Origin of the sequence: Sphingomicrobium aestuariivivum (genome assembly GCF_024721585.1) — a bacterium.
Classification (GTDB): Bacteria; Pseudomonadota; Alphaproteobacteria; order Sphingomonadales; family Sphingomonadaceae; genus Sphingomicrobium; species Sphingomicrobium aestuariivivum.
Genome location: NZ_CP102629.1, coordinates 1,838,372 through 1,859,749 on the forward strand (window position 1 = coordinate 1,838,372; position 21,378 = coordinate 1,859,749).

23 protein-coding genes and 1 tRNA gene are annotated in these 21,378 nt (G+C 67.0%); 12 read left to right on the forward strand and 12 right to left on the reverse strand.

Annotated features, from left to right (window positions below; genetic code table 11):
• Positions 1-20: 20 nt before the first annotated feature.
• On the reverse strand, positions 21-1,955 hold the full coding sequence (locus tag NUW81_RS09495) for a S9 family peptidase (RefSeq protein WP_245112712.1): 1,935 nt from the start codon (positions 1,953-1,955) through the stop codon (positions 21-23).
• A 134-nt stretch (positions 1,956-2,089) separates the two neighbouring features.
• Here NUW81_RS09495 and putP point away from each other — a divergent pair, with 134 nt between their 5' ends.
• The 7 genes from putP to NUW81_RS09530 all read left to right on the forward strand — a co-directional run bounded on the left by putP (position 2,090) and on the right by NUW81_RS09530 (position 7,613).
• A complete protein-coding gene (gene putP / locus NUW81_RS09500) occupies positions 2,090-3,565 on the forward strand; it encodes a sodium/proline symporter PutP (protein ID WP_245112714.1) in 1,476 nt (491 codons plus the stop codon).
• Positions 3,566-3,595: 30 nt separating this feature from the next.
• A complete protein-coding gene (locus tag NUW81_RS09505) occupies positions 3,596-4,702 on the forward strand; it encodes an S-(hydroxymethyl)glutathione dehydrogenase/class III alcohol dehydrogenase (protein WP_245112715.1) in 1,107 nt (368 codons plus the stop codon).
• 13 nt (positions 4,703-4,715) lie between these two features.
• Positions 4,716-5,102 (forward strand): VOC family protein, encoded by a 387-nt coding sequence (locus tag NUW81_RS09510; protein WP_245112716.1) that lies wholly within the window; start codon positions 4,716-4,718, stop codon positions 5,100-5,102.
• A complete protein-coding gene (gene fghA / locus NUW81_RS09515; protein WP_245112718.1) occupies positions 5,099-5,950 on the forward strand; it encodes an S-formylglutathione hydrolase in 852 nt (283 codons plus the stop codon). The genes NUW81_RS09510 and fghA overlap by 4 nt, the downstream gene beginning before the upstream one ends.
• A complete protein-coding gene (locus tag NUW81_RS09520) occupies positions 5,947-6,774 on the forward strand; it encodes a universal stress protein (RefSeq protein ID WP_245112719.1) in 828 nt (275 codons plus the stop codon). The genes fghA and NUW81_RS09520 overlap by 4 nt, the downstream gene beginning before the upstream one ends.
• 10 nt (positions 6,775-6,784) lie before the next feature.
• A complete protein-coding gene (locus tag NUW81_RS09525) occupies positions 6,785-7,129 on the forward strand; it encodes a cupin domain-containing protein (protein ID WP_245112720.1) in 345 nt (114 codons plus the stop codon).
• A 97-nt stretch (positions 7,130-7,226) separates the two neighbouring features.
• Positions 7,227-7,613 carry a phage holin family protein gene (locus tag NUW81_RS09530; protein ID WP_245112721.1) on the forward strand — a complete coding sequence of 129 codons (387 nt, stop codon included), beginning with the start codon at positions 7,227-7,229 and terminating at the stop codon, positions 7,611-7,613.
• A gap of 65 nt (positions 7,614-7,678) precedes the next feature.
• Here the strand turns inward: NUW81_RS09530 and NUW81_RS09535 are convergent.
• From NUW81_RS09535 to glpX, 5 genes are all read right to left on the reverse strand, one after another.
• Positions 7,679-7,754, reverse strand: a tRNA-Glu gene (locus NUW81_RS09535).
• Positions 7,755-7,819: 65 nt separating this feature from the next.
• Positions 7,820-9,568: a single-stranded-DNA-specific exonuclease RecJ gene (recJ, locus tag NUW81_RS09540; protein WP_245112722.1), complete on the reverse strand. Its 1,749-nt coding sequence runs from the start codon at positions 9,566-9,568 to the stop codon at positions 7,820-7,822.
• Positions 9,565-11,172 (reverse strand): PH domain-containing protein, encoded by a 1,608-nt coding sequence (locus tag NUW81_RS09545; protein WP_245112723.1) that lies wholly within the window; start codon positions 11,170-11,172, stop codon positions 9,565-9,567. Before NUW81_RS09545 ends, recJ begins: the two co-directional genes overlap by 4 nt.
• On the reverse strand, positions 11,169-11,705 hold the full coding sequence (locus tag NUW81_RS09550) for a PH domain-containing protein (RefSeq protein WP_245112724.1): 537 nt from the start codon (positions 11,703-11,705) through the stop codon (positions 11,169-11,171). The genes NUW81_RS09545 and NUW81_RS09550 overlap by 4 nt, the downstream gene beginning before the upstream one ends.
• Before the next feature lie 76 nt (positions 11,706-11,781).
• Entirely contained in the window at positions 11,782-12,759 is a 978-nt protein-coding gene (gene glpX / locus NUW81_RS09555) for a class II fructose-bisphosphatase (RefSeq protein ID WP_245112726.1), read from the reverse strand.
• 113 nt (positions 12,760-12,872) lie between these two features.
• On the opposite strand from glpX, the gene NUW81_RS09560 reads away from it, so the two are divergent.
• Complete coding sequence (locus NUW81_RS09560; RefSeq protein WP_245112728.1) at positions 12,873-13,130, forward strand: hypothetical protein; 258 nt, start codon at positions 12,873-12,875, stop codon at positions 13,128-13,130.
• Here the strand turns inward: NUW81_RS09560 and NUW81_RS09565 are convergent.
• The 4 genes from NUW81_RS09565 to NUW81_RS09580 all read right to left on the reverse strand — a co-directional run bounded on the left by NUW81_RS09565 (position 13,127) and on the right by NUW81_RS09580 (position 16,221).
• The gene (locus NUW81_RS09565; protein WP_245112730.1) at positions 13,127-13,606 is read right to left on the reverse strand and encodes a DUF2721 domain-containing protein; all 480 of its coding nucleotides are present in this window, start codon (positions 13,604-13,606) and stop codon (positions 13,127-13,129) included. The genes NUW81_RS09560 and NUW81_RS09565 overlap by 4 nt on opposite strands.
• 45 nt (positions 13,607-13,651) lie before the next feature.
• Positions 13,652-14,239, reverse strand: coding sequence for a L,D-transpeptidase family protein (locus tag NUW81_RS09570; RefSeq protein ID WP_245112732.1), 588 nt, complete (start codon positions 14,237-14,239; stop codon positions 13,652-13,654).
• Positions 14,240-14,354: 115 nt separating this feature from the next.
• Entirely contained in the window at positions 14,355-15,527 is a 1,173-nt protein-coding gene (locus NUW81_RS09575; RefSeq protein ID WP_245113778.1) for an LL-diaminopimelate aminotransferase, read from the reverse strand.
• A 58-nt stretch (positions 15,528-15,585) separates the two neighbouring features.
• A complete protein-coding gene (locus NUW81_RS09580) occupies positions 15,586-16,221 on the reverse strand; it encodes a trimeric intracellular cation channel family protein (protein WP_245113780.1) in 636 nt (211 codons plus the stop codon).
• Between the two features lie 68 nt (positions 16,222-16,289).
• Here NUW81_RS09580 and NUW81_RS09585 point away from each other — a divergent pair, with 68 nt between their 5' ends.
• A complete protein-coding gene (locus NUW81_RS09585; RefSeq protein ID WP_260508493.1) occupies positions 16,290-18,014 on the forward strand; it encodes a PHA/PHB synthase family protein in 1,725 nt (574 codons plus the stop codon).
• Between the two features lie 12 nt (positions 18,015-18,026).
• A complete protein-coding gene (locus tag NUW81_RS09590) occupies positions 18,027-19,094 on the forward strand; it encodes an FG-GAP repeat domain-containing protein (RefSeq protein ID WP_245112738.1) in 1,068 nt (355 codons plus the stop codon).
• Between the two features lie 4 nt (positions 19,095-19,098).
• On the opposite strand, the gene NUW81_RS09595 is transcribed toward NUW81_RS09590, so the two are convergent.
• Positions 19,099-19,317 (reverse strand): hypothetical protein, encoded by a 219-nt coding sequence (locus NUW81_RS09595; protein ID WP_245112741.1) that lies wholly within the window; start codon positions 19,315-19,317, stop codon positions 19,099-19,101.
• A gap of 37 nt (positions 19,318-19,354) precedes the next feature.
• Positions 19,355-20,251 carry an EamA family transporter RarD gene (gene rarD, locus NUW81_RS09600; protein WP_245112743.1) on the reverse strand — a complete coding sequence of 299 codons (897 nt, stop codon included), beginning with the start codon at positions 20,249-20,251 and terminating at the stop codon, positions 19,355-19,357.
• A gap of 97 nt (positions 20,252-20,348) precedes the next feature.
• On the opposite strand from rarD, the gene NUW81_RS09605 reads away from it, so the two are divergent.
• Positions 20,349-21,002 (forward strand): DUF4893 domain-containing protein, encoded by a 654-nt coding sequence (locus NUW81_RS09605; protein ID WP_245112746.1) that lies wholly within the window; start codon positions 20,349-20,351, stop codon positions 21,000-21,002.
• A 10-nt stretch (positions 21,003-21,012) separates the two neighbouring features.
• Positions 21,013-21,369, forward strand: coding sequence for a ribose-phosphate pyrophosphokinase (locus NUW81_RS09610; protein WP_245112749.1), 357 nt, complete (start codon positions 21,013-21,015; stop codon positions 21,367-21,369).
• Positions 21,370-21,378 lie beyond the last annotated feature (9 nt).

Genomic DNA, 21,378 nt, shown 5'->3' on the forward strand with positions numbered 1-21,378 from the left:
CCGCCAGCGCCGTTGGTCAATCAGTCGGTGCCGATATGCTCGTCGAGGAAGGCAACATAGGCCTCGCTCGCGGCGATGCGGTTGGCCTTCTTGGAGAAGCCGTGGCCCTCGTCGTCGAACAGGACATAGTTCACGGGCACGTCATTGGCGCGCACGGCCTCGACCAGTTCGTCGCTCTCGACCTGGAGGACGCGCGGGTCGTTGGCCCCCTGCACGACCAGCATCGGCTTGACGATGTTGGAGGCGTGGAACAGCGGCGAGATGGCGCGCAGCCGTTCGCCGTCCACGGCGGGATCGCCGAGCTCGTCGTAAAGGGCGGCGCGCGCCGGGCCCCACCAGGCGGGGATCGATTCCAGCGTGCGCACCCAGTTGGTGACACCGAAGATGTTGATGCCGGCATCGAAGACTTCGGGGCGGAAGGCGAGGGCAGCGGCGGTCATGTACCCGCCATAGCTGCCCCCCATGATGGCGATGCGGTCATCGGCCACCCAGTCGAGTGACTTGAGCCAGGCCGCCGAGGCGGTGACATCGTCGAGGTCGGCCTCGCCGTGGCGCTTGTCGTCCATGTGGTAGAAGGTCTTGCCATAGCCCGAGGAGCCGCGGTTGTTGATGCCGTAGACGGCATAGCCCGCGTTCACGAGATGCTGGATCGAGGGGTTGTAGCCATGACCCGTCTGCCCGCCGGGGCCGCCATGGACATAGACGACGGCGGGAGCGGGATTGTCGGCGCTGGCACCGTGCGGGCGGTAGAGGATGCCGGGGATCTCGAGATCGTCGTAGCTGGCGAAGCGGACCATCGTGCCGGGAACGAGATGCGCTTCGTCGATAGCGGGGTTGAGCGCGGTGGTGAGGCGGGTGGTGGTGCCTTCGCCAAGATCGACCATGTAGAGGTCGGTGGGCGAGGTGTCCGAACCGAGCGCGACCATCACGCGGTCATTGTCCTCGTCGAAGCGGGCACCGACGAGGTTGCCCTGCGGCAGGCCGGGAAGGGCGACTTCCCTGCCGCTCGCGCGATCGATGAGCGTGACATCGCCAAGGCCGTCGGCGTTGATGACGCGGTAGAGATATTTGCCCTCGGGCGAGAAACCGTAGGCGGTGACGTCCCAGTCGGCTTCATGGACCTTCACATGCTCGCCGGTGGCAAGGTCATAGCCCCAGACCTGGCGGAACTCGCCATGGGCGTCGGTGCCGTAATAGAGGCGCCCGCCGTCGGGGTCGAAGCCGTAGGAGGAATTGGAGGTGTTGCCGGGGAGGTCGGTAAGAAGCTTGGGCTCGGCCCCGTCTGCGGCAAGGTCGACGAGGAACAGGTCGTTGTCGGCGCTGGAGTTGCTCTTCGACAGGACCAGCCAGCGCCCGTCCTCGCTCAGTTCGGCGATGTTGAGGCCGCCGGGGTTCTGCCAGACGAGCTCGCGCGAATAGTCCTCGAGGTCGACCTTGTAGATGTCGCTGACCGAGGCATCGCGCTCGTTGGTGCCGATGTAGAGCGACTTGCCGTCGGCCGACCAGCCAAAGGCGCCGGCGCGGTGCTCGGTGCCCTCGGTGAGGTCGCGCACGGTGCCGTCGAGTTCGCGCACGTAGAGCTGCCACAGCTCGTTGCCGCCGGCATTGCCGGTGAAGAGCAGGCGGTCATCCCCGGGAAAGAAGCCGATCGGATAGCGGGCATCGTCGGTCGAGGCGGTGAGCGGGGTCATCGCACCGCCGCCGACGGGCATCAGGTAGATGTTGTGCACGCCCGTCTCGTCCGAACGGACGAGGACATGATCGCCGTCGAGCGTGAAATTGCGCGCCCAGCTCGAACCGGTCGAATAGCTGTTGCTCTCGTAGAACTGCTCGGCGGTGTAGCGCGGCACGGCACTGGCCTCTGCGTGATGGTCGGCGCCGGCGGTCGCGGCGGTTGCGGCGAGCGGTGCGAGCGCGGCGGCGCCGGCGAGAAGTGCAAGCTTGGTCTTCTTCATGATCGTCCCCTGTTTTCCTGATCTGGATCAAGCCGAGGCTATGACGGGCGATGCGCGGGGGCAAGGCGCGGTCAGGTCGCCGGTCGAAAAGTCCGGCCTTTACGCAGCGAATCGCGGCCCCTAGCCTCGCGCGCATGCAGACAGGAACATTGATTTCGCTCGCCGCCTATTTCGTCGGCATGATCCTCATCGGCCTGTGGGCCTACAGGAAGTCGACCGATACCAGCGAGGGCTATCTCCTTGCCGGACGCAACCTGCCGCCCGCGGTGGCGGCACTTTCGGCGGGGGCCTCCGACATGTCGGGCTGGCTGCTGCTCGGCCTGCCCGGCGCGCTCTATGCCGCGGGGCTTGTCGAGGCGTGGATCGGTATCGGCCTGTTCCTCGGCGCGCTCGTCAACTGGATCGTCGTCGCGCCGCGCCTTCGCGAACAGACCGAGCGCTATGGCAATGCGCTGACTATTCCCGAATTCCTCGCCAACCGCTTTCCCGACAAGGCGGTGGCGCTGCGCGTGGCGAGCGCGCTCATCATCGTCGCTTTCTTCTCGGTCTATACCGCAGCTGGCCTCGTCGGCGGCGGCAAGCTGTTCGAGACGAGTTTCGCGGGGCTGCTGCCGGGCATTGGCCTCAGCGACTATATGATGGGCATCTGGATCACCGCGCTCGTCGTCCTCGCCTATACGATGGTCGGCGGCTTCCTCGCGGTCAGCCTGACCGACTTCGTGCAGGGCCTCATCATGGTGACCGCGCTCGTTGTCATGCCGCTGGTCGTCATGTTCGGCGCGGGCGGCGAGGGTGGCGGCTCGATCGCCGACGTGCCGGTCGAGGGCTTCCTCGATCCCTTCTACGGGCTGACCGCCATCGGCTTCATCAGCCTCATGGCTTGGGGTCTCGGCTATTTCGGCCAGCCGCACATCATCGTGCGCTTCATGGCGATCGACACGGTCGAGAAGGTGCGGCCGGCGCGCAATATCGGCATGACCTGGATGGGCGTCGCGCTCCTCGGCTCGATCGGCATCGGCATCGCCGGCCGCGCCTACGCCGAGCGCAACGGCATCCTCGTCGAGGATCCCGAGACGATCTTCATCGTGCTGGCGAACCTCCTGTTCCAGCCGGTCATCACCGGCTTCCTCCTCGCCGCGCTGCTGGCCGCGATCATGTCGACGATCAGCTCGCAGCTCTTGGTCGCCTCCTCCTCGCTTACCGAGGATTTCTACAAGCTGTTCCTGAGGAAGCATGCCTCGGAGCATGAGAGCGTGAACGTGGGCCGCATTTGCGTCGCGCTGGTGGCGCTGGTCGCGATCTTCATCGCGCGTGATCCCGACAGCCAGGTGCTCGGCCTCGTCTCCAACGCCTGGGCAGGCTTCGGCGCCGCCTTCGGGCCGCTCGTCATCCTGTCGCTGACATGGAAGAGGATGACCGGCGCGGGCGCGCTGGCGGGCCTCGTCACGGGCGCCGCGGTAGTGATGGCGTGGATCGCCTTCGACGTGGGCGTCATCTACGAGATCGTGCCGGGCTTCATCGCGGCCTGGGTGGCGATCTGGCTGGTGAGCCTTGCGACGCAGCGCTCCGATGCCGCCGCCGACCTTGCCGGAGATGGCGCGAAGGCCTAGCAGAAACGCCAGAAAAGGAGCCTCGAGCCGATGAAGACCAGAGCCGCCGTCGCCTTTGCCGAAAAGCAGCCGCTGGAGGTGGTCGAACTCGACCTCGAAGGGCCCAGGCAAGGCGAGGTGCTGGTCGAGATCATGGCGACCGGCATCTGCCACACCGACGCCTATACGCTCGACGGGTTCGACAGCGAGGGGCTCTTCCCCTGCATCCTCGGCCATGAAGGCGCAGGGGTCGTGCGCGAGGTCGGGCCGGGCGTCACCTCGGTGAAAGAGGGCGATCATGTCATCCCGCTCTACATTCCCGAATGCGGCAAGTGTAAGATGTGCACGAGCGGCAAGACCAACCTGTGCGAGGCGTTGCGCGCGACGCAAGGGCGCGGGGTCATGCCCGACGGCACAAGCCGCTTCTCCTACAAGGGCGAGACCATCTACCATTATATGGGCTGCTCGACCTTCTCGAACTTTACCGTCCTGCCCGAGATCGCGGTCGCGAAGATCGACCCCAAGGCACCTTTCGACAAGGCCTGCTATGTCGGCTGCGGCGTGACCACCGGCATCGGCGCGGTGCTCAATACCGCCAAGGTCGAGGAAGGCTCGAGCGTCGTGGTGTTCGGACTTGGCGGCATCGGCCTCAATGTCATCCAGGGCGCGAAGATGGCCGGTGCGCGCCAGATCGTCGGCATCGACCTGAATGACGACAAGGAAGAATGGGGCCGTCGCTTCGGCATGACCGACTTCCTCAACCCGACCAGGGTCGAGGACATCGGCAAGGCGATCTACCAGTTGACCGGCGGGGGTGCCGACTACAGCTTCGATGCCACGGGCAATGTCGATGTGATGCGGCAAGCGCTCGAATGCTGCCACAAGGGCTGGGGCAAGAGCGTCATCATCGGGGTCGCCCCCGCGGGCGCCGAAATCTCGACGCGGCCCTTCCAGCTGGTCACGGGGCGGACGTGGATGGGCACGGCCTTCGGCGGTGCCAAGGGGCGCACCGACGTGCCCGAGATCGTCGACTGGTACCTCGAGGGCAAGATCGAGATCGACCCGATGATCACCCACATCCTCACGCTCGACGAGATCAACAAGGGCTTCGACCTGATGCACGAGGGCAAGTCGATCCGCAGCGTCGTCGTCTACTAGGAGAGAGAAGCGAATGTTCAGCCATGTGATGGTCGGTGCCGACGACCTCGAGACGTCCAAGGCCTTTTACGAGGCGATCTTCGCGGCGCTGGGCGGCAAGCCCGGGGTGAGCGATCCCAAGGGGCGGACGAGCTGGCTGCACAAGGGCGCGGTGTTCATGCTCACCAAGCCGATCGACGGCGAACCGGCAAGCTGCGGTAATGGGATGACCATCGGCTTCCAGTGCGACAGCGCCGAGATGGTGCACGCCTGGCACGAGGCCGGCGTCGCTGCGGGTGGCACCGCGATCGAGGATCCGCCCGGCATCCGCCAGAACCCCTTTGGCCAACTCTATCTCGCCTATCTTCGCGATCCCGCCGGCAACAAGCTGTGCGGGCTCTATCGGGAACCGAGAAAATGACGATCGAGGCGGTCGACAGCTGGGTCAGCCACGGCGGGCGTCAGGGCGTCTATCGCCACCAGAGCGAGGCGACGGGCACCGGGATGACCTTCTCGGTCTTCGTGCCGCCGCACCGTGCGGGCACGCAATTGCCGGTGCTGACCTACCTCTCGGGGCTGACCTGCACCCATGCCAATGTCACCGAGAAGGGAGAATATCGCGCCGCCTGCGCTGAAGCCGGCATCGTCTTCGTCGCGCCCGACACGAGCCCGCGGGGCGAGGGCGTTCCCGACGATTCGAAGGGGCATTGGGATTTCGGGCTGGGCGCCGGCTTCTATGTCGATGCGACCGAGAAGCCCTATGCGCGCAACTATCGCATGTGGAGCTACGTCACCGAGGAACTGCCCGCGCTTGTCGCGGAGCATTTTCCCGTCGACCTCCACGCCCATTCGATCATGGGCCATTCGATGGGCGGGCATGGCGCGCTGGTCGCCGCGCTGCGCGAGCCGGGCAAATATCGCTCGGTCTCGGCCTTCGCGCCGATCGTCCATCCGATGAAGGTGCCGTGGGGGAAGAAGGCGTTCGAACTCTATCTCGGCGAGAACCAGAAGGACTGGCGCCAATATGATGCGGTCGCACTGATCGAAGATGGTGCGCATCGCGGCGAGATCCTCGTCGATGTCGGCACCGAGGACCCGTTCCTGCACGAACAGCTCTGCCCCGAGGCACTCGAAAGTGCGTGCGGCGGGGCGGGCATTCCCCTTAACCTTCGTCGCCAGTCGGGCTACGACCACAGCTATTATTTCATCTCCAGCTTCATGGCCGACCATGTCGCCTGGCACGCACAGCGTCTGAAAGGGACCGCATGAAAACCATCCTCCTCCACGTCCAGGCCGATCCGGCGGTCGCCAAGCGGGTCGAGACCGCGCTCGCCATCGCCCGCGCGGTGGATGCACATCTCGAGGTGCTGCACGTAACGAGCGAGGATGCGGCAGCGGTGTTCCAGAGCTTCGGCGGGATCGACCCCGACCGCTCGGCCGAGCGTGCGTTCGACGCCGGCGAAGATGCGCTCGAGGCAGCGGTGAAGAAGGAATTGTCCAACGAGGACATCCAGTGGGATTACCAGCGCGTGACCGGCTCGACCGCGGGCTCGATCGTCGCCAAGGCGGCGCTCGCCGATCTCGTTTTGGCGGGGCGCCTGCCGCGCAACGGTGACAGCAAGAGCGCGGCGATCACCGTGCTCGGCGATGTCCTCATGAACTCGGCCAGCCCCGTGTTCCTGCGCGGCGACGAACGCGACTGCTTCGATCCCAAGGGCCCGTGCGTGATCGGCTGGGACGGCAGCTTCGAAGTCGCCAATGCGGTGCGCGGCGGCATCGACCTCATCCGCCAGGCGAGCCAAGTGCATGTCGTGCGGGTCACCGAGGATGGCGAGGAAGTGCCCGCGGGGCTCTATCCTGTCACCGACGTGCTCGAATATCTCAGCCGCAACGGGGTGAAGGCCGAATACACCCGCATCGCTGAAGTGGACGGCAAGGTGTCGAAGACGCTGATCGACTTTGCCGAGGACAAGGGCGCCGAGATGCTCGTCGTCGGCGGCTACGGCCGCTCGCGGCTCGGCGAGAAGCTGTTCGGCGGCACCACCCATGCGCTGCTGAAGGCCTGCCCGATCGGGCTGATGGTCGCCCACTAGGTTCCCGGACATGATCGTATCGCTGTTGCTGCTCGCGGGCGCCCACCCGCTGCCCGATCCGCTCGCCGCCGGCTGGGAGGGCGAGCCTGTCTGCAAGCTCCTCCACGAGGATGAGCGCCAGCGCGTGCTCGAATGCCGCTTCGCGCCGGGCGTCGGCCACGAGCGCCACTATCACGCGCGCCATTTCGGCTATGCGCTGTCGGGCGGGCGGATGCGGCTCACCGACGCGCGGGGCACGCGCGAGGTCGACCTTGCCACCGGCAGCCATTTCGCCAGCGAAGGGACCGAATGGCATGAGGTGCTCAATGTCGGCGACACCGAGGTCGCCTATCTGATCGTCGAGCCCAAGGACTAGGGGGCGGGCGGCGTCTCGTGCCCGCTCGCTAACATAGGTTAAATCGGATATGCTGCTGCCCCGCCGACATTCGCGTCGGTTTCAGGGGAGAATGCACATGGTCAGGATGCTGGTACAGGCGCTGCTGTCGCTGGTCGCCAATGCGGTGGGCCTGCTCGCCGCCGCGGCCTTTCTCGACGGTTTCTCGATCGGCGGCATGGCCTTCGTCGTGGCGGTCGGGATCTTCACGCTGGTGACGATCGTGATGGGCCCGCTCATCCTCAAGACCGCGCTCGCGAGCGCGCGCTATCTCGTCGGCGGGATCGCGCTGGTGACGACGCTGGTAGGGCTCTTGCTGACCGAGTGGCTGTCGGACGGGATCGAGATCGACGGGGCGGTGACGCTCGTCCTCGCGACGTTGATCGTCTGGGTCTTCTCGGTGCTCGCCAATGTGCTCCTGCCGCTCATCCTGTTCAGGAAAGTGCTCGAACAGCATCGCGACTGAGGCGCGTGTGCCGTACAGGCTGCGCCCGGAAGCATCATCGGGATGTAAGGAAAGACACCGACGGATGGTGACCCCTACGGGACTCGAACCCGTGTTTTCGCCGTGAAAGGGCGACGTCCTAGACCGCTAGACGAAGGGGCCACACCGTCGGTGTGGGGGCGCATCTATAAGGGGTCGCGAGGGACGTCAAGCGCCTTTTGCAGCTTTTATGCGTAGGCCGCATCTTCGAGGTGCATTTCGGCGGCATCGCCCCCCGTCCATTCGTCCCGTTTCATCACGCCCGCGAGCCAAAATCGCTGGTCGGGACGGGCGCCGAGGAGGGCCTGGCCCCATTCGGTATCGGCGGCGCGGAAGGCGATCGCCTTGAAGCCGCGCTGGTCATCGCCGACCGCGCGCAGGCGGACATGGCCGTTGCCCACCACGCCGACGTTGAGGAGCCGCACGGGACCCACCGCGACGCGTGGGGCGGGCCAGCCGGCGCCATAGGGGCCGGCGGCCTCGATACGGTCGCACAGGCTGCCTGCAACGCCGCCTGCGGACAGCATGGCGTCGATGATGAGGGCGCGGCCCGCGCGCGCGGTCTCGACGGCCGAGCCAAGCCGCTCGGAGAGATAGGCGTGGAGCGCGTTGGTGCCGTCCGGGGCGACCGTGACGCCCGCGGCCATCGCATGGCCACCGCCCGCGACCAGCAGCCCCGAATCGCGCGCGGCGAGGATGGCGGCGCCGAGGTCGACACCCGAGATGGAGCGGCCCGAGCCCTTGCCCATGCCGTCCTCGTCGAGCCCGATGACCAGCGCGGGGCGCTTGAAACGGTCCTTCAGGCGGCTGGCGACGATGCCGACGACGCCGGGATGCCAGCCCTGGCCCGCGACACAGATGACGGGGCTGTCGGCCTGTTCCCGCGCGGCCTCGAGCGCGGCGTCGGTGACGGCGGCCTCGATGGCGCGGCGTTCCTCGTTGTAGCGGTCGAGGCGGGCGGCGATTTCCTCGGCCTCGGGCATGTCCTCGGTGGTGAGGAGGCGGACGCCGAGATCGGCCTCGCCGACACGCCCGCCCGCGTTGATGCGGGGGCCGAGGGCAAAGCCGAGGTCGCGCGATGCGGGGGCCTTCTTGAGGCCCGCGACGCGGGCGAGGGCGGTGAGGCCGATGTTGCGCTGGCCCGCCATGATCTTGAGCCCTTGCGTCACGAAGGCGCGATTGAGGGTCTGGAGCTTGGCAACGTCGGCAACCGTGCCCAAGGCGACGAGGTCGAGCAGCGGCAGGAGGTCGGGCTCGGGGGTGCCGTCGACAAAGCGGCCGCGCTTCCTCAGCTCGCGCAGCAGCGCGGCGCCAAGGATGAAGGCCATGCCCACGGCGGCGAGATGGCCGTGGGCCGCGCCCGTCTCGGTCTCGTCGAGCCGGTTGGGGTTGATGACACTATGCGCGGTGGGGAGCTTCGCGTCGCACTTGTGGTGGTCGCAGACGATGACCTCGAGCCCCGCGTTCGCGGCCTCGTCGAGCGCGTCGAAGGCCTGCGCGCCGCAATCGACGGTGATGCACAGGTCGGCGCCCTGTTCCTTTAGCTTCACCAGCGCGGCGCCCGAGGGACCATAGCCCTCCATCAAACGGTCGGGGATGTAGAGCATGGGCTCGGTGCCGAGCTGGCGGAACAGGCGGGCGAGGAGCGCGGCGGAGGTTGCACCATCGACGTCATAGTCGCCGAAGACGGCGATGGTCTCTTGCCTCTCGATGGCGTCCGCGAGGCGGCTGGCGGCGCGGTCCATGTCGCGGAAGGAGGAGGGGTCGGGCAGGAAGTCGCGCAAGCGGGGGGCACGATGACGCGGCAGGTCGGCTTCCTCGATCCCGCGCGCGAGCAGGAGCTGGTCGGTGAGGTCGCGGCGCAGGTCGTCGCCGCCCTTGTAGCGCCAGCGCCATGGCTGGCCCGACAGGCTCTGGCGGATGTCGAGGTCGGTCATGTCACCGGCTCCAGGAGAGCATCGCGCAGCGTGCGCGCTTCATGTTCGGGAAGGGCGTCGACCGCATGGGCGGCAAAACCGCTGCCGCCCGCGACACCGAAGCGCAGGTCGGCAATGCCGAACCATCGCTGGAAGACGTTGCGTGTCAAATCGATCGACTGGATGCGGTCGAGCGGCAGGACGATGAGCTTGCGCTGCCACCAGCCGCGGCGGATCAGCAGGCGGCCCTCGTGGAGGCGGTGGCGGCGGTGGCGCCAGTCGAAGATGCGGAAGAGGGCGAGCGTGCCGAGCGCGACCGCGGCGAGCGCCAGTCCCGCCATGATCCACGGCAGTGGCTCGGCGAGAAGGTCGGCCAGCCCCGCATCGCCGCGCGCGCGCCGCAGCCCCGAGAGGAGCAGCCCGAAGAGGGTGACGGGGACGGCAGCGACGAGGAGGTAGCTGGCGATGAAGGCGCGGCTCGGGCGGTCCCAGCTGTCGTCGACAGGGGGGAGCTGCGGCCAGTCCATCGCGTCCATGACGCGGCCTACTTCGGGGCCGGTGGCGAAGGGCGCGATCGCATGGTCGCCGCCCGCTCCGCTGTCGCGCGCGAGGCTCTGGATCGACAGGCCCGAATAGCCGAGGCGGCTGCGCAAGGGGCCGGTGCGGATGATGGCGGCCTGCACGCGCTTCAGGGGCAGGACGACGTCGGTGAGGGTGAACAGGCCGCGGCGGCGGCGGAAACCGGTCTCGGTGCGCTCGAGGCGGAAGCCCCAGTCGCGGGGGAAGACGCGGATGAGGCCCGTCACCATGCCGGTAAGGAAGAGGGTGGCGAGGCCGAGGAGGACGGTGAAGGCCTGGTTGGCCATGACCAGCCGCTCGAGCCAGCCGATGCGTTCGAAATTGGACTGCCACCAGTCAGCGTCGAAGGGATCGATGCCGAGCGCATCGCCATAGGTCTGCATGATCCCGAACAGCGCGCCGACGATGGCCAGCGAGAAGCTGAACATGGAGAAGAGGAGGAGGCGGCGGCTGTCCATCGTGAAGACGGGCGACGAGGCCTGTTCTTCGACGGCGGGAAGGTCGACGCCGGCGGTGGTAACGGGGCGGGCGAGGCCGGCTCGGTGGCTGCGGATGCGGTCGCGCAGCGCGGCGGCGCGCTCGAGCGTGATCGAATCGAGCACGCCATCCTCGTCCTTCGCCCCCGCCGATGCGCCGGTCTCGAGCTTTACCCGCGCAAGGCCGACGAGGCGGGCGAGGGGGTTCTGCTCGATATTGACGTCCTGCACGCGGTCGAAGGGGATCGAGCGCTGGGTGCGGTTGAGGACCCCGCTGGCGATGTCGATCTCGTCCTCCTCGACGCGGTAGGAGAAGGAAAAGAGGCGCACCGCGATCGCGCCCAGCGTGCCGAGCGTCGAGGCGGCAACCAGCAGGATGCCGATTTCCCAGCGTCCCTGCGAGATGAAGAAGATCGCGCCGGCCAGCGCGGCCCAGGCCTGCTTGATGACCGCGCCGAGGCCGGCGACGAGGCTCAGAGGATGAAGCCTTTCGCGTCTGGGTTCTTCGGGCGCAGCGAGCGGGGTGTCGAGGGTAGGCTCGAGCTGGCTGGTCCCCCCCGTCCCGGTCATTGCCAGTCGGTCTTGATCTGGGCGCGGATGGTGTCGCGCAATTCCTTGGCGCGCTCCGGCGCGAGGCCGGGCAGGGTGACCACGCTGTTATGCGTTCCCGCGGTATGGACGATCAGGCTGGCGGTGCCGACCAGCTTGTCGACCGGCCCGCGCGCTACGTCGATGTGCTGGACTCGCACGAAGGGCACGACGGTGTCGACATGGAACAGCCAGCCGCGCACGATGCGCAGTGATTTTTCGCCCAGCGCATAGCCGAGGCGGCGCCAGATGCGCTGCGGCCCGACGATGACGGCAGCGATGGCGAGAACCGCGACGATGCCGCTCAAGGCCCCGCGGAAGGGCGCGTTCTCGAGCAGGAAATTGTCGATCACCAGCGCCCCGACGAGGAGCGGCAACCACAGGCCCCCCATGCGCAGGCGCAAGCCCCACTTATGCGCCGTCTCGACCGGCGACATGCCCTCGGGCAGTGCCGCGCGGTCGGGATCGAAACTGGCGGGAAGATCGGAATCGGTCTGGAGGGTAGCCTCGGTCATGATCCGTATCTTAGCGCACCGCGCCGGTTCACAAAGCGTTTCCTTGGGCGTTTCCTTGGTCGTTCGACGAACGACCCTATGCGACGCCCTTGCGATGCTCGCCGCGGATATAGCGCACTGTGCCCGAGGAGGCGCGCATGACGATGCTTTCGGTCTCGAGGCAGCCGCCCTTGCGAACCTTGACGCCGCCGAGGAGCGAGCCGTCGGTCACGCCGGTGGCGGCAAAGATGCAGTCGCCCTTGGCCATGTCCTCGAGCTTGTAGACGCGGTCGAGGTCGTCGATGCCCCAGCGCCGCGCGCGGGCGCGCTCGTCGTCGTTGCGGAACAGGAGCTTGCCCTCGATCTGGCCGCCGACACAGGCCAGCGCGGCCGCGGCAAGGACGCCCTCGGGGGCGCCGCCCGTGCCGAGGTAGATGTCCACCCCCGTATCCTCGTCGGTGGTGGCGATGACGCCGGCGACATCGCCGTCGGGAATGAGCTTGATGCCGCAACCGAGGCGGCGCAGCTCGGAGATGAGCTCGCGGTGGCGCGGGCGGTCGAGCACGCAGGCGTTGATGTCGGCGGGCGCGCAGCCCTTGGCCTTTGCAAGGCGGGTGATGTTGGTCTCGACATCATCCTCGAGCGCGATCGTGCCTTCGGGATAGCCCGGGCCGATGGCGATCTTCTGCATATAGACGTCGGGTGCGTTCAAGAGGCCGCCATGTTCGGCGATGGCGAGCACCGCGAGCGCATTGGGGCCCGCCTTGGCGGTGATGGTGGTGCCTTCGAGGGGGTCGAGCGCGATGTCGATTTTCGGATCGTTATCGCCAGCCTGACCGACCTTCTCGCCGATATAGAGCATGGGCGCTTCGTCGCGCTCGCCCTCGCCGATGACGACGGTGCCTTCCATCGGCAGGAGGTTCAAGGCGCGGCGCATCGCCTCGACGGCGGCGGCGTCGGCGGCTTTCTCGTCGCCGCGCCCGACCAGCTTCGCGGCGGCGATGGCGGCGGCTTCGGTCACGCGGACCATTTCGAGGACGAGAACCCTGTCGAGGGCATTCATGTCGGCGGTCATCTTAATCACTCCCCTGATCCTGACGGCGCCTCCCATGGCAAGCGTTGCGGCACTTGTCGAGGCGCAGCGTTCATGAGAGAAGAACAAAGCGAAAATCACGCGGGGGGCGTTGCATGTTTCACTGGATCATGAAGGCGATCACGATCCTCTTCGGGTTGACCTACTTTATTGCGCTGGGTCTCTATGGCCTTGTCCGCGCGGATAGGTTCGACCAGAACCTGGCGGAGTTCTCGCTCAAGGTGCTCGAACCGATGGGGCTGCCGTGGAGCGCATGGTTCACCGAACAGCTCGATGTCTTCGGCGCGCCGTTCATCACCTTCCTGATCCTGATCCTGGTCACGCGGCTGACCAAGAAGCGCAAGCGCGGCTAGTCGCCCATCTCGTCCATCATGACGCGGTGCTCGAGCAGGTCGCTCGAGACGTGGATCCAGCGGCTCGCGATGCGGGTCTCGATGAGGAACAGGGTGAAGCCCGCCGCGATCGAGATCATCGCCAGCGCGAACAGGCCCGAGATGACGTCGAAGAGGATGACGTCGGTCATCTTGGCCGCGAACATCAGGATGACGACGAGGCAGATGAGCACCGCTGCGAGGACGACGAGGCCGATGGCGGCGTTGACGAGCCCGATGCGGCGGTCGATGGCGCGCAGTTCCTGCTGGATCGACTGGTGCTGGTGGCCGGTCGCCTCGATCAGGATCTGGCCGCGCGAGCGGGCGCGGTCGACGATGCGGTGGAGGCGGCCCGCGAGCACGTTGAGAAACCCGCCCGCGGCAACGAGCAGGAAGACGGGCGCGATGGCCAGCTCGATCGTCTGGCCGAGCGAGGTGACGTCATTGGGTTCGATCATGCGCCCCTGATGCCAGAGGCCGGGGCTGCGGAATAGCCCTGCCGGTCAGCCCTCGACGACGACCTCGGTGCCGATCTCGGTCAGCGCGAACAGCTTCTCGGCGAAGGGGACGGGCAGGCGGATGCAGCCGTGGCTCGCGGCATGGCCGGGGTTGTGCCCGCCGTGCAGGCCGATGCCGAAATTGTCCATTCGCTGGAAGAAGGGCATGGGCGCATTGTTATACTTGCGGCTCCGATAGTCGCGGTGCTTGGCGAGGATCGGCCAGAAACCGAGCTGGGTCTCCTTGCCTTCCTTGCCGGTCGACACCGAGGCGGCACCGACCAGCGTGTCGCCCTTGTAGGCGTAGGTCATCTGCGTCTTGAGATCGACGATGACGCGCGGCTCGCCCTCGGCGGGGAGGGTGTCGGCCCAGACGAACTCGTTGGCCGCGATTTCGGTCACGCCGAAGGTCTCGACCATCGCCTCGTGGCCCGCGGGGCCGTGGCCGTGGCTCCAGCGATAGCCTTCGGGCATGACGAAGGGCTCGGGTTCGGGCGCGGCAATCACGACGGGCGCGGGTTCGGGCGCGGGGGTCGAGGCACAGGCGGCGAGGCCGAGCGGCAGGGCAAGCGCGAGAAAGCGAATGGCGGTCATGAGACGTCCCGATAAGCGATGGTCGGCACCAACATAGGGCAAGTCGGCGCTGCAATTCGGGCGCCGACTAACGGTCGGGCGCGAGATTCGCAACCGTTCGTCGATAACGAAGTCGTTAATCTTCCATCATTTTCTTGATGCCGCGCGCGGCCTGGCGGAGGCGCTGTTCGTTCTCGACGAGGGCGAGGCGCACATAGCCTTCGCCTTCCTCGCCGAAGCCGATGCCCGGTGCCACGGCGACATGGGCAACCTCCATCGCATGCTTGGCAAAGCCGAGGCTGCCCATGCCGCGGAAGCGTTCGGGAATGGGGGCCCAGGCGAACATGCTGGCCTCCGGCACGGGGATGTCCCAGCCGGCGCGGGCGAAGCTCTCGACCATCACGTCGCGGCGTTTCCTATAGAGCTGCCGGTTCTGTTCGACGATGTCCTGCGGGCCGTTGAGCGCGGCGACCGCGGCGGCCTGGATGGGCGTGAAGGCGCCATAGTCGAGATAGCTCTTCACCCGCTTTAGCGCGGCGATCATGTCGGGGTTGCCGACCGCGAAGCCCATGCGCCAGCCCGCCATCGAATAGGTCTTGGACATGGAGGTGAACTCGACCGCGAGGTCCTTGGCGCCGTCGATCTGGAGGATCGAGGGGGTGGGCGTGTCGCCATAATAGATTTCGGCATAGGCAAGGTCGGAGATGACCTTGAGGCCGGCCTCCTTGGCGAAGGCGACGATGCCGGCGTAAAAGTCGAGCCCGACGACCTGCGCGGTGGGGTTGGACGGATAGCCGATCACCAGCACCTTGGGACGCGGCACCGAATAGCGCATCGCCTTTTCGAGCTTGTCGAAGAAGTCGGGGCCGGGCGCGGCGGGAATGGAGCGGATCGCGGCGCCCGCAATGATGAAGCCGAAATGATGGATCGGGTAGCTCGGGTTGGGGGTGAGGACCACATCGCCGGGCGCGGTGATCGCCTGCGCGAGATTGGCGAAACCCTCCTTCGAGCCCAAGGTCACGCAGACCTCGCTGTCGGGATCGAGGCTGACCCCGAAGCGGCGGGCGTAATAGTCGGCCTGGGCCTTGCGCAGCCCCTTGATCCCCGCGCTGGCCGAATAGCGGTGCGCGTCGGGCTTGCGCGCCACCTCGCACAGCTTGTCGATGACATGTTGCGGCGGCGCCCCGTCGGGATTGCCCATGCCGAGGTCGACGATATCCACGCCCGCGGCGCGCGCCTTGGCCTTCATCCTGTTTACTTCGGCAAAGACGTAGGGCGGCAGGCGCTCGATGCGATAATATTCGGACATGGACGTGATCATTGCGCCCAATGATGCAGTGCCGCAATCGGGAAAATGAGGGGCGCGCCTAGTCCTTGTAGGCCGGCAGGCTGAGGCCGCGCGAAATGGCCGCACCCCGCAAGCTGAAGCCGAGAAGACCGGCCACGACGGCGGCGAGGAGCAGCGGCACACCCGCGCTGACGAGCAGCACGAACAGCCCCGAGGAAAAGGCTGCCGCGGTGACATAGAGCTCGGGGCGCATCAGGATCGAGGGCTCGCCCGCGAGCACGTCGCGGATGATGCCGCCGACGCAGGCGGTCATGATGCCCATGACAACCGCGGGCAGCGGGGCGACGCCGTAGCGCAGCGCTTTCGAGGCACCATAGACCGAATAAGCGGCGAGCCCGAGGGCGTCGAACCACAAGAGCGGGCGCTCCGAATTGCGCAGGCTCTTGATGAACCAGGCGGCCAGCGTGGCGATGATGATGACGATCAGCGTCTCGTTGTGCCGGACCCAGAAAACGGGCGCACCGATCAGGAGGTCGCGCAATGTGCCGCCGCCAACGCCCGTGACCAGCGCGAAGAAGAAGAAGGTGACGAGCGTCTGCTGTTTCTTGGCCGCGAGCAGGGCGCCCGACACGGCGAACACGGCGATGCCGACGAAGTCGAGCCAGACCAGCGGGCCTGGACCGATCGGCAGGGGCGGAAGATCGAGACTCTGCATCGTTCCCATCGCGTAACCGAAAGCCTATGGCTTGTCCTGTCGAAAGTTTCGAACCGGAGGTGCGGGCGATGGCGGACAAGTCGGGCGAGGGCAGATCGGGCGAGGATTGGGCGGCGGTGATGGCGCGCACCCAGAAGATGTGGATGGACGCCTGGGCCGACAGCTTCAGCCATGCGACCAAGGCGCCGGGGCTCGGGGTCGGCAAGACCGGTCCGGCCGATGCGATGGAGCTTGCCAGCGCGGGCGCGGAGGCCTGGGCGCAGGGGCTCGAGGCGTGGACGAAAATGATGGGGCAGATGGAGGCGGCAGGCCACGCCCGCGACCGCCGCTTCGCCGCGCCCGAATGGTCGGACAATCCGCTGTTCGCCTCGATGAAACAGGCCTATCTGGCGTGGAGCGCGCAGATGCTCGGCACGGTCGACCAGGTCGAGGGGCTGGAGGAGGCCGACCGCGAGAAGCTGCGCTTTGCGACCAAGGAAATGGTCGATGCGATGAGCCCCGCCAATTTCGCGCTGACCAATCCCGAGGTCCTGGCGCGCGCCTCCGAGACGGGGGGCGACAGTCTTGCGAAGGGCATGAGCAACTTCTTTGCCGACCTTGCCGCGGGCCAGCTGACGCAGAGCCCCGAGGGGGCTTTCGAGCTGGGCGAAAACCTCGCCACGACGCCGGGCAAGGTGATCTACGAGACCGATCTCTTCCAGCTCATCCATTATGCGCCGACGACCGAGAAGGTTCTGGAGACGCCGCTCGTCATCTTCCCGCCGTGGATCAACCGTTTCTATATCCTCGACCTCACCCCCGAGAAGAGCTTCGTCAAATGGGCGGTCGACCAGGGCGTGAGCCTGTTCATGGTGAGCTGGAAGTCCGCCGACGAAACGGTCGCCGATGCCGGCATGGACGATTATGTCACCGCGCAGGTGGAGGTGATCGACACGGTGCGCGACCTCTTGGGCGTAAAGAGCGTCCACACCATCGGCTATTGCGTGGCGGGCACGGTGCTGTCGATGACGCTGGCGCTGCTCGCGGCCAAGGGCGAGACGGACATGGTGGAGAGCGCCACCCTGTTCACCGCGCAGGTCGATTTCGAGGATGCGGGCGATTTGAAGATGTTCGTCAACGACGAGACCTTCACCACGCTCGAGCAGCTGGCGGGGGAGACGGGGATCACCGACGGGCGCGTGCTGGCGGCGACCTTCAACGTGCTTCGCGGGCGCGACCTCGTGTGGAATTATGTCGTCAACAACTACCTGATGGGCAAGGACCCGCGGCCGTTCGACCTCCTGCACTGGAACGGCGATGTGACCAACCTGCCGGCCAACTGGCACATCGACTATCTGAAGCGTCTCTATCGCGACAACCTGCTGGTCGAGCCGGGTGCGATCAGCGTCGACGGGCATCCGATCGATCTCACCATGATCGAGACCCCGCTCTACGTGCAGGCGGGCGAGCAGGACCATATCGCGCCGCCCGCCAGCGTGTGGAAGATTACCGAGCATGTGAAAGGGCCGGTGCGCTTCGTGCTGGCGGGCTCGGGGCACATCGCGGGGGTCGTGAACCCGCCGTCGGCGGGCAAATATCATTATGCGGTGCTGAAGGACGGCGTGCCGGCCCATGACCTCGCCGCCTTCCGCGAGAAAGCGGAGACGCATGAGGGCAGCTGGTGGCCCGACTGGATCGGGTGGCTGCGCGGCATCGACGGCGGCGAGGTCGAGGCCAAGGGCGCGCGCGTGCCGGGCAAGGGCAAGCTGAAAGCAATCGAGGATGCGCCGGGGCGCTATGTGAAGACGCGTTAAAGGGGGAATTTCATGTTCATCACGATGGTCGCGGCGGCGGCCCTACAAGCTGCGCCCGAATTCTCGGCGAGCCCCTTCACCATGTTCGACATGGAAGCGCGCTATAGCGCCAATGTCGCGCTCGCCGACATGGATGGCGACGGCGATCTCGACGTGCTGCTCGCCAACGGGCGGCACTGGGCGCAGCCCGATTTCGTCTATCTCAACGATGGCAAGTCGCGGCTTCTCGAGGCCGTGCCGGTCGGCGAGACGCTGGCGGCGAGCTATGCGCTGCTGCCCGGCGACCTCGATGGCGATGGCGACATGGACGCGGTGGCGGTGCGCGACAGCCTGCCGGTGCTGATGTTCGAGAATGACGGGAAGGGGCGGATGAGCCTCGTCGGCGAAGTGGCGGAGAGCGGGGGGAGCGCGCGCGGCGCGCTTCTAGAAGATCTCGACGGCGATGGGCGGCTCGACCTCGTGATCGCGCGGCGCGGCCATGCCGACCTCCTGTACCGCGGCAGCGAAGCCTTTCTCTTTGCCCCGCCGACGTTACTGCCCGACGGGAGGTCGACATCTGTCGATGCGGGCGATCTCGACGGTGACGGCGACATGGACCTCGCCTTCGCGCGGCGCGACGGGGACGAGAGCATCGTTCTCCTGAACGAGGGCGCTGATGGTTGGCGCAAGGTGGCGCTTGCCGGCTCGGCGGGCGATCATCGCAAGCTCGCCGTGGCCGACATGGATGGCGACGGGCTCAAAGACGTCGTGCTCGCCTCGACCGAGGGAGCGCTGACCTTCTATCGCAACGAGGGCGGCACGTTTGCGGCCACGGGCAGCACGAGCGTCCCCTCGGGGCAGGTACAAGCGCTGGTCGCGGGCGATGTCGACGGCGATGGCGACATGGATCTCGTCGCGGGCGGCGAGGGTGCCAATGCGCTACTGCTCAACGATGGCGCGGGGGTGCTCACCGCCCATGAGTTGCCGGGGCTCGAGGGCGACAGCTACGGCCTTGCGCTCGGCGACATGAACGGGGACGGCAAGGTCGATGTGGTCGTCGCCAATAGCGAGGAAGCCAATATCGTCCTGCGCCAGCGCTAGGCGACTAGATCCCGCCAAGGAGGACGAGGCGCGCGAGCATCAGGACCACGATCACGGCGTTGAAGTTGCGCCCGTGGTTGCTCGACGACAATGCGCCGAGGACGACGCCGATCACGGGCACCATCAGCCACAGGATGTTGGTCCAGCCGAGAAAGGGGATCTGGCCGATGATGAGCAGCGGGATCGAGATGATGCCGATGAGGATCGAGACGATGTTTAGCATGGGCTCAATCTAGGGATTTCCCTGCTGTATTGCAAGGCTAAGACGGTCGCTTGCGCCGCGCCTCGCGCACCAGCGCGATGACATAGAGGGTGATGGCGCTCCAGATGAAGGCGAAGGCCAAGCCGCGCCCCGTGGTGAAGGCTTCGCCGAACAGGAAGACGCCCATCAGGAACTGCATGGTCGGGGCGAGGAACTGGAGGATACCGAGCGTCGAATAGGGCAGGCGGCGCGCGCCCTCGGTGAAAAGGAGGAGCGGCACGGCCGTTACGGCGCCCGAGACGAGGAGGAGGCCGGTGTGCCAGTCGCTCGGGCCCCACAGGGGGTCGGACATGTCGCGCAGGCCCCACAGCCACAGGATGGTGAGCGGCGCGAGGATGAGCGTCTCGAGGAGGAGGCCCGGCGCGGCGCCGACGTCCACCTTCTTGCGGAAATAGCCGTAGAAGCCGAAGCTGAAGGCCAGCGTGAGCGTGATCCACAGGTCGGTGAAGCTCGATCCCGCGGCGAGGATGGCGATGCCGACGGCGGCGAGCCCGAGCGCGCCCCACTGCAGCCGCGTCAACGTCTCGTGGAGGAGGAAGCGGCCGATCAGCACGTTGATCAGCGGGTTGAGATAATAGCCGAGGCTGGTGGCGAGCACGTGGCCCGAATTCACGCCGAGGATATAGACCAGCCAGTTTACCGCGATGAGCCCCGCGGTGAGGAGCAGCGTCCAGCGCACCCTGGGGTTGCGCAGTGCGGCGGCGACCTCGCCGAGGCGCCCGCGCGCCCACAGGAGCAGCGCCAGCGGCGGCACTGCCCAAAGGACGCGATGGGCGACGATGTCGAGCGATTCGACGGGGATCAGCGCCTTGAAGAACAAGGGGATCAGCCCCCACAGGGTGAAGGCGGTCAGCGCATAGGCATAGCCGGCGCGGGTGGTGGAGGCCTCGGACATCGCCGCTGCCGCTGCTGTCCCGTGGCGGGAAAGTCAACGCTTTCGCGCAACCCGAAGGGGAGGACGGCGTTTGTCGGGCATGGTGAGGGGCATCTCCTTGAAGCTTGCTGGCGCGGTGGCTTTGCTGCCGCTGGCGGGCTGTGCCGCGCTCCCGCCAGAGCCGGTCGGCGCCGTCGTGGTGCCCTCGGAGGAGGTTCCCGCCGACCTCGAGCTCGAATGGCAGCGCTATGCCAGCGCCGAGGATGTCGCGCGGATCGGGCGTATAGACGCGGCCTGGGCCGAGGGGCTGGCGACCGTGCGCGAGGCGGGCTTCGTCACGGCGGTCGAGGAGGAAGGCGCGCTGCTCGACCCGCAGGGCGGGCTCCAGCGGCCCGATCCGACGCCGGGGAGTTATCGCTGCCGGCTGGTCAAGCTCGGCGCGGCGGAGGCGGGCGACCCCGCTTTCATCGCCTACCCGGCCTTCTTCTGTTACGTCGAGATCGAGGAAGACCGCTTCACTATCGTCAAGCAGACCGGCTCGCAGCGTCCAGCGGGGCGGCTGTTCGAGGCCGAGCGGCGTTATATCTTCCTGGGCAGCCTGGCGCTGGGCAACGAGCGCGAGCCCTTGGCCTATGGCGAAGAGACGAGCCGCGACATGGCGGGTGTGTGGGAACGGGTCGGCCCGTTTCGCTGGCGCCTCGCCATCCCCTATCCCCGCTCGGGCGGGGTGATGGATGTGTTCGAACTGGTGCCGACCGCCGATCAACCCTAGATTGGTCGCCATGACCGATCCGCTCCACGATCCCGATGAAGTGCGCGCGCATCTCGTCGGTGCGGCGAGCGCTGGCACGGCGCTGACCTATTCGGAGATGCTCGCCCATCTCGGCTATCGCTTCACGCGGCCCAAGATGCGTGCCCTGTGCAGCACGCTGGGCGAGGTGGATGCGCAGGCGCGGGCGAAGGGCGAGCCCGAACTGGCGGTGCTGGTGGTACGCGCCTCCGACGGCCTGCCGGGGCAGGGCTGGTGGATCGGGCCGCAGAAGGGCGACTATGCGGGGCCTTGGGAAGGGCCCAAGGCCCGCGAGGTGATCGACCGGCTCCAGCAGGAAGCCTTCGACTATTGGGCGCAGCACGGCTAAGGGCGCGGA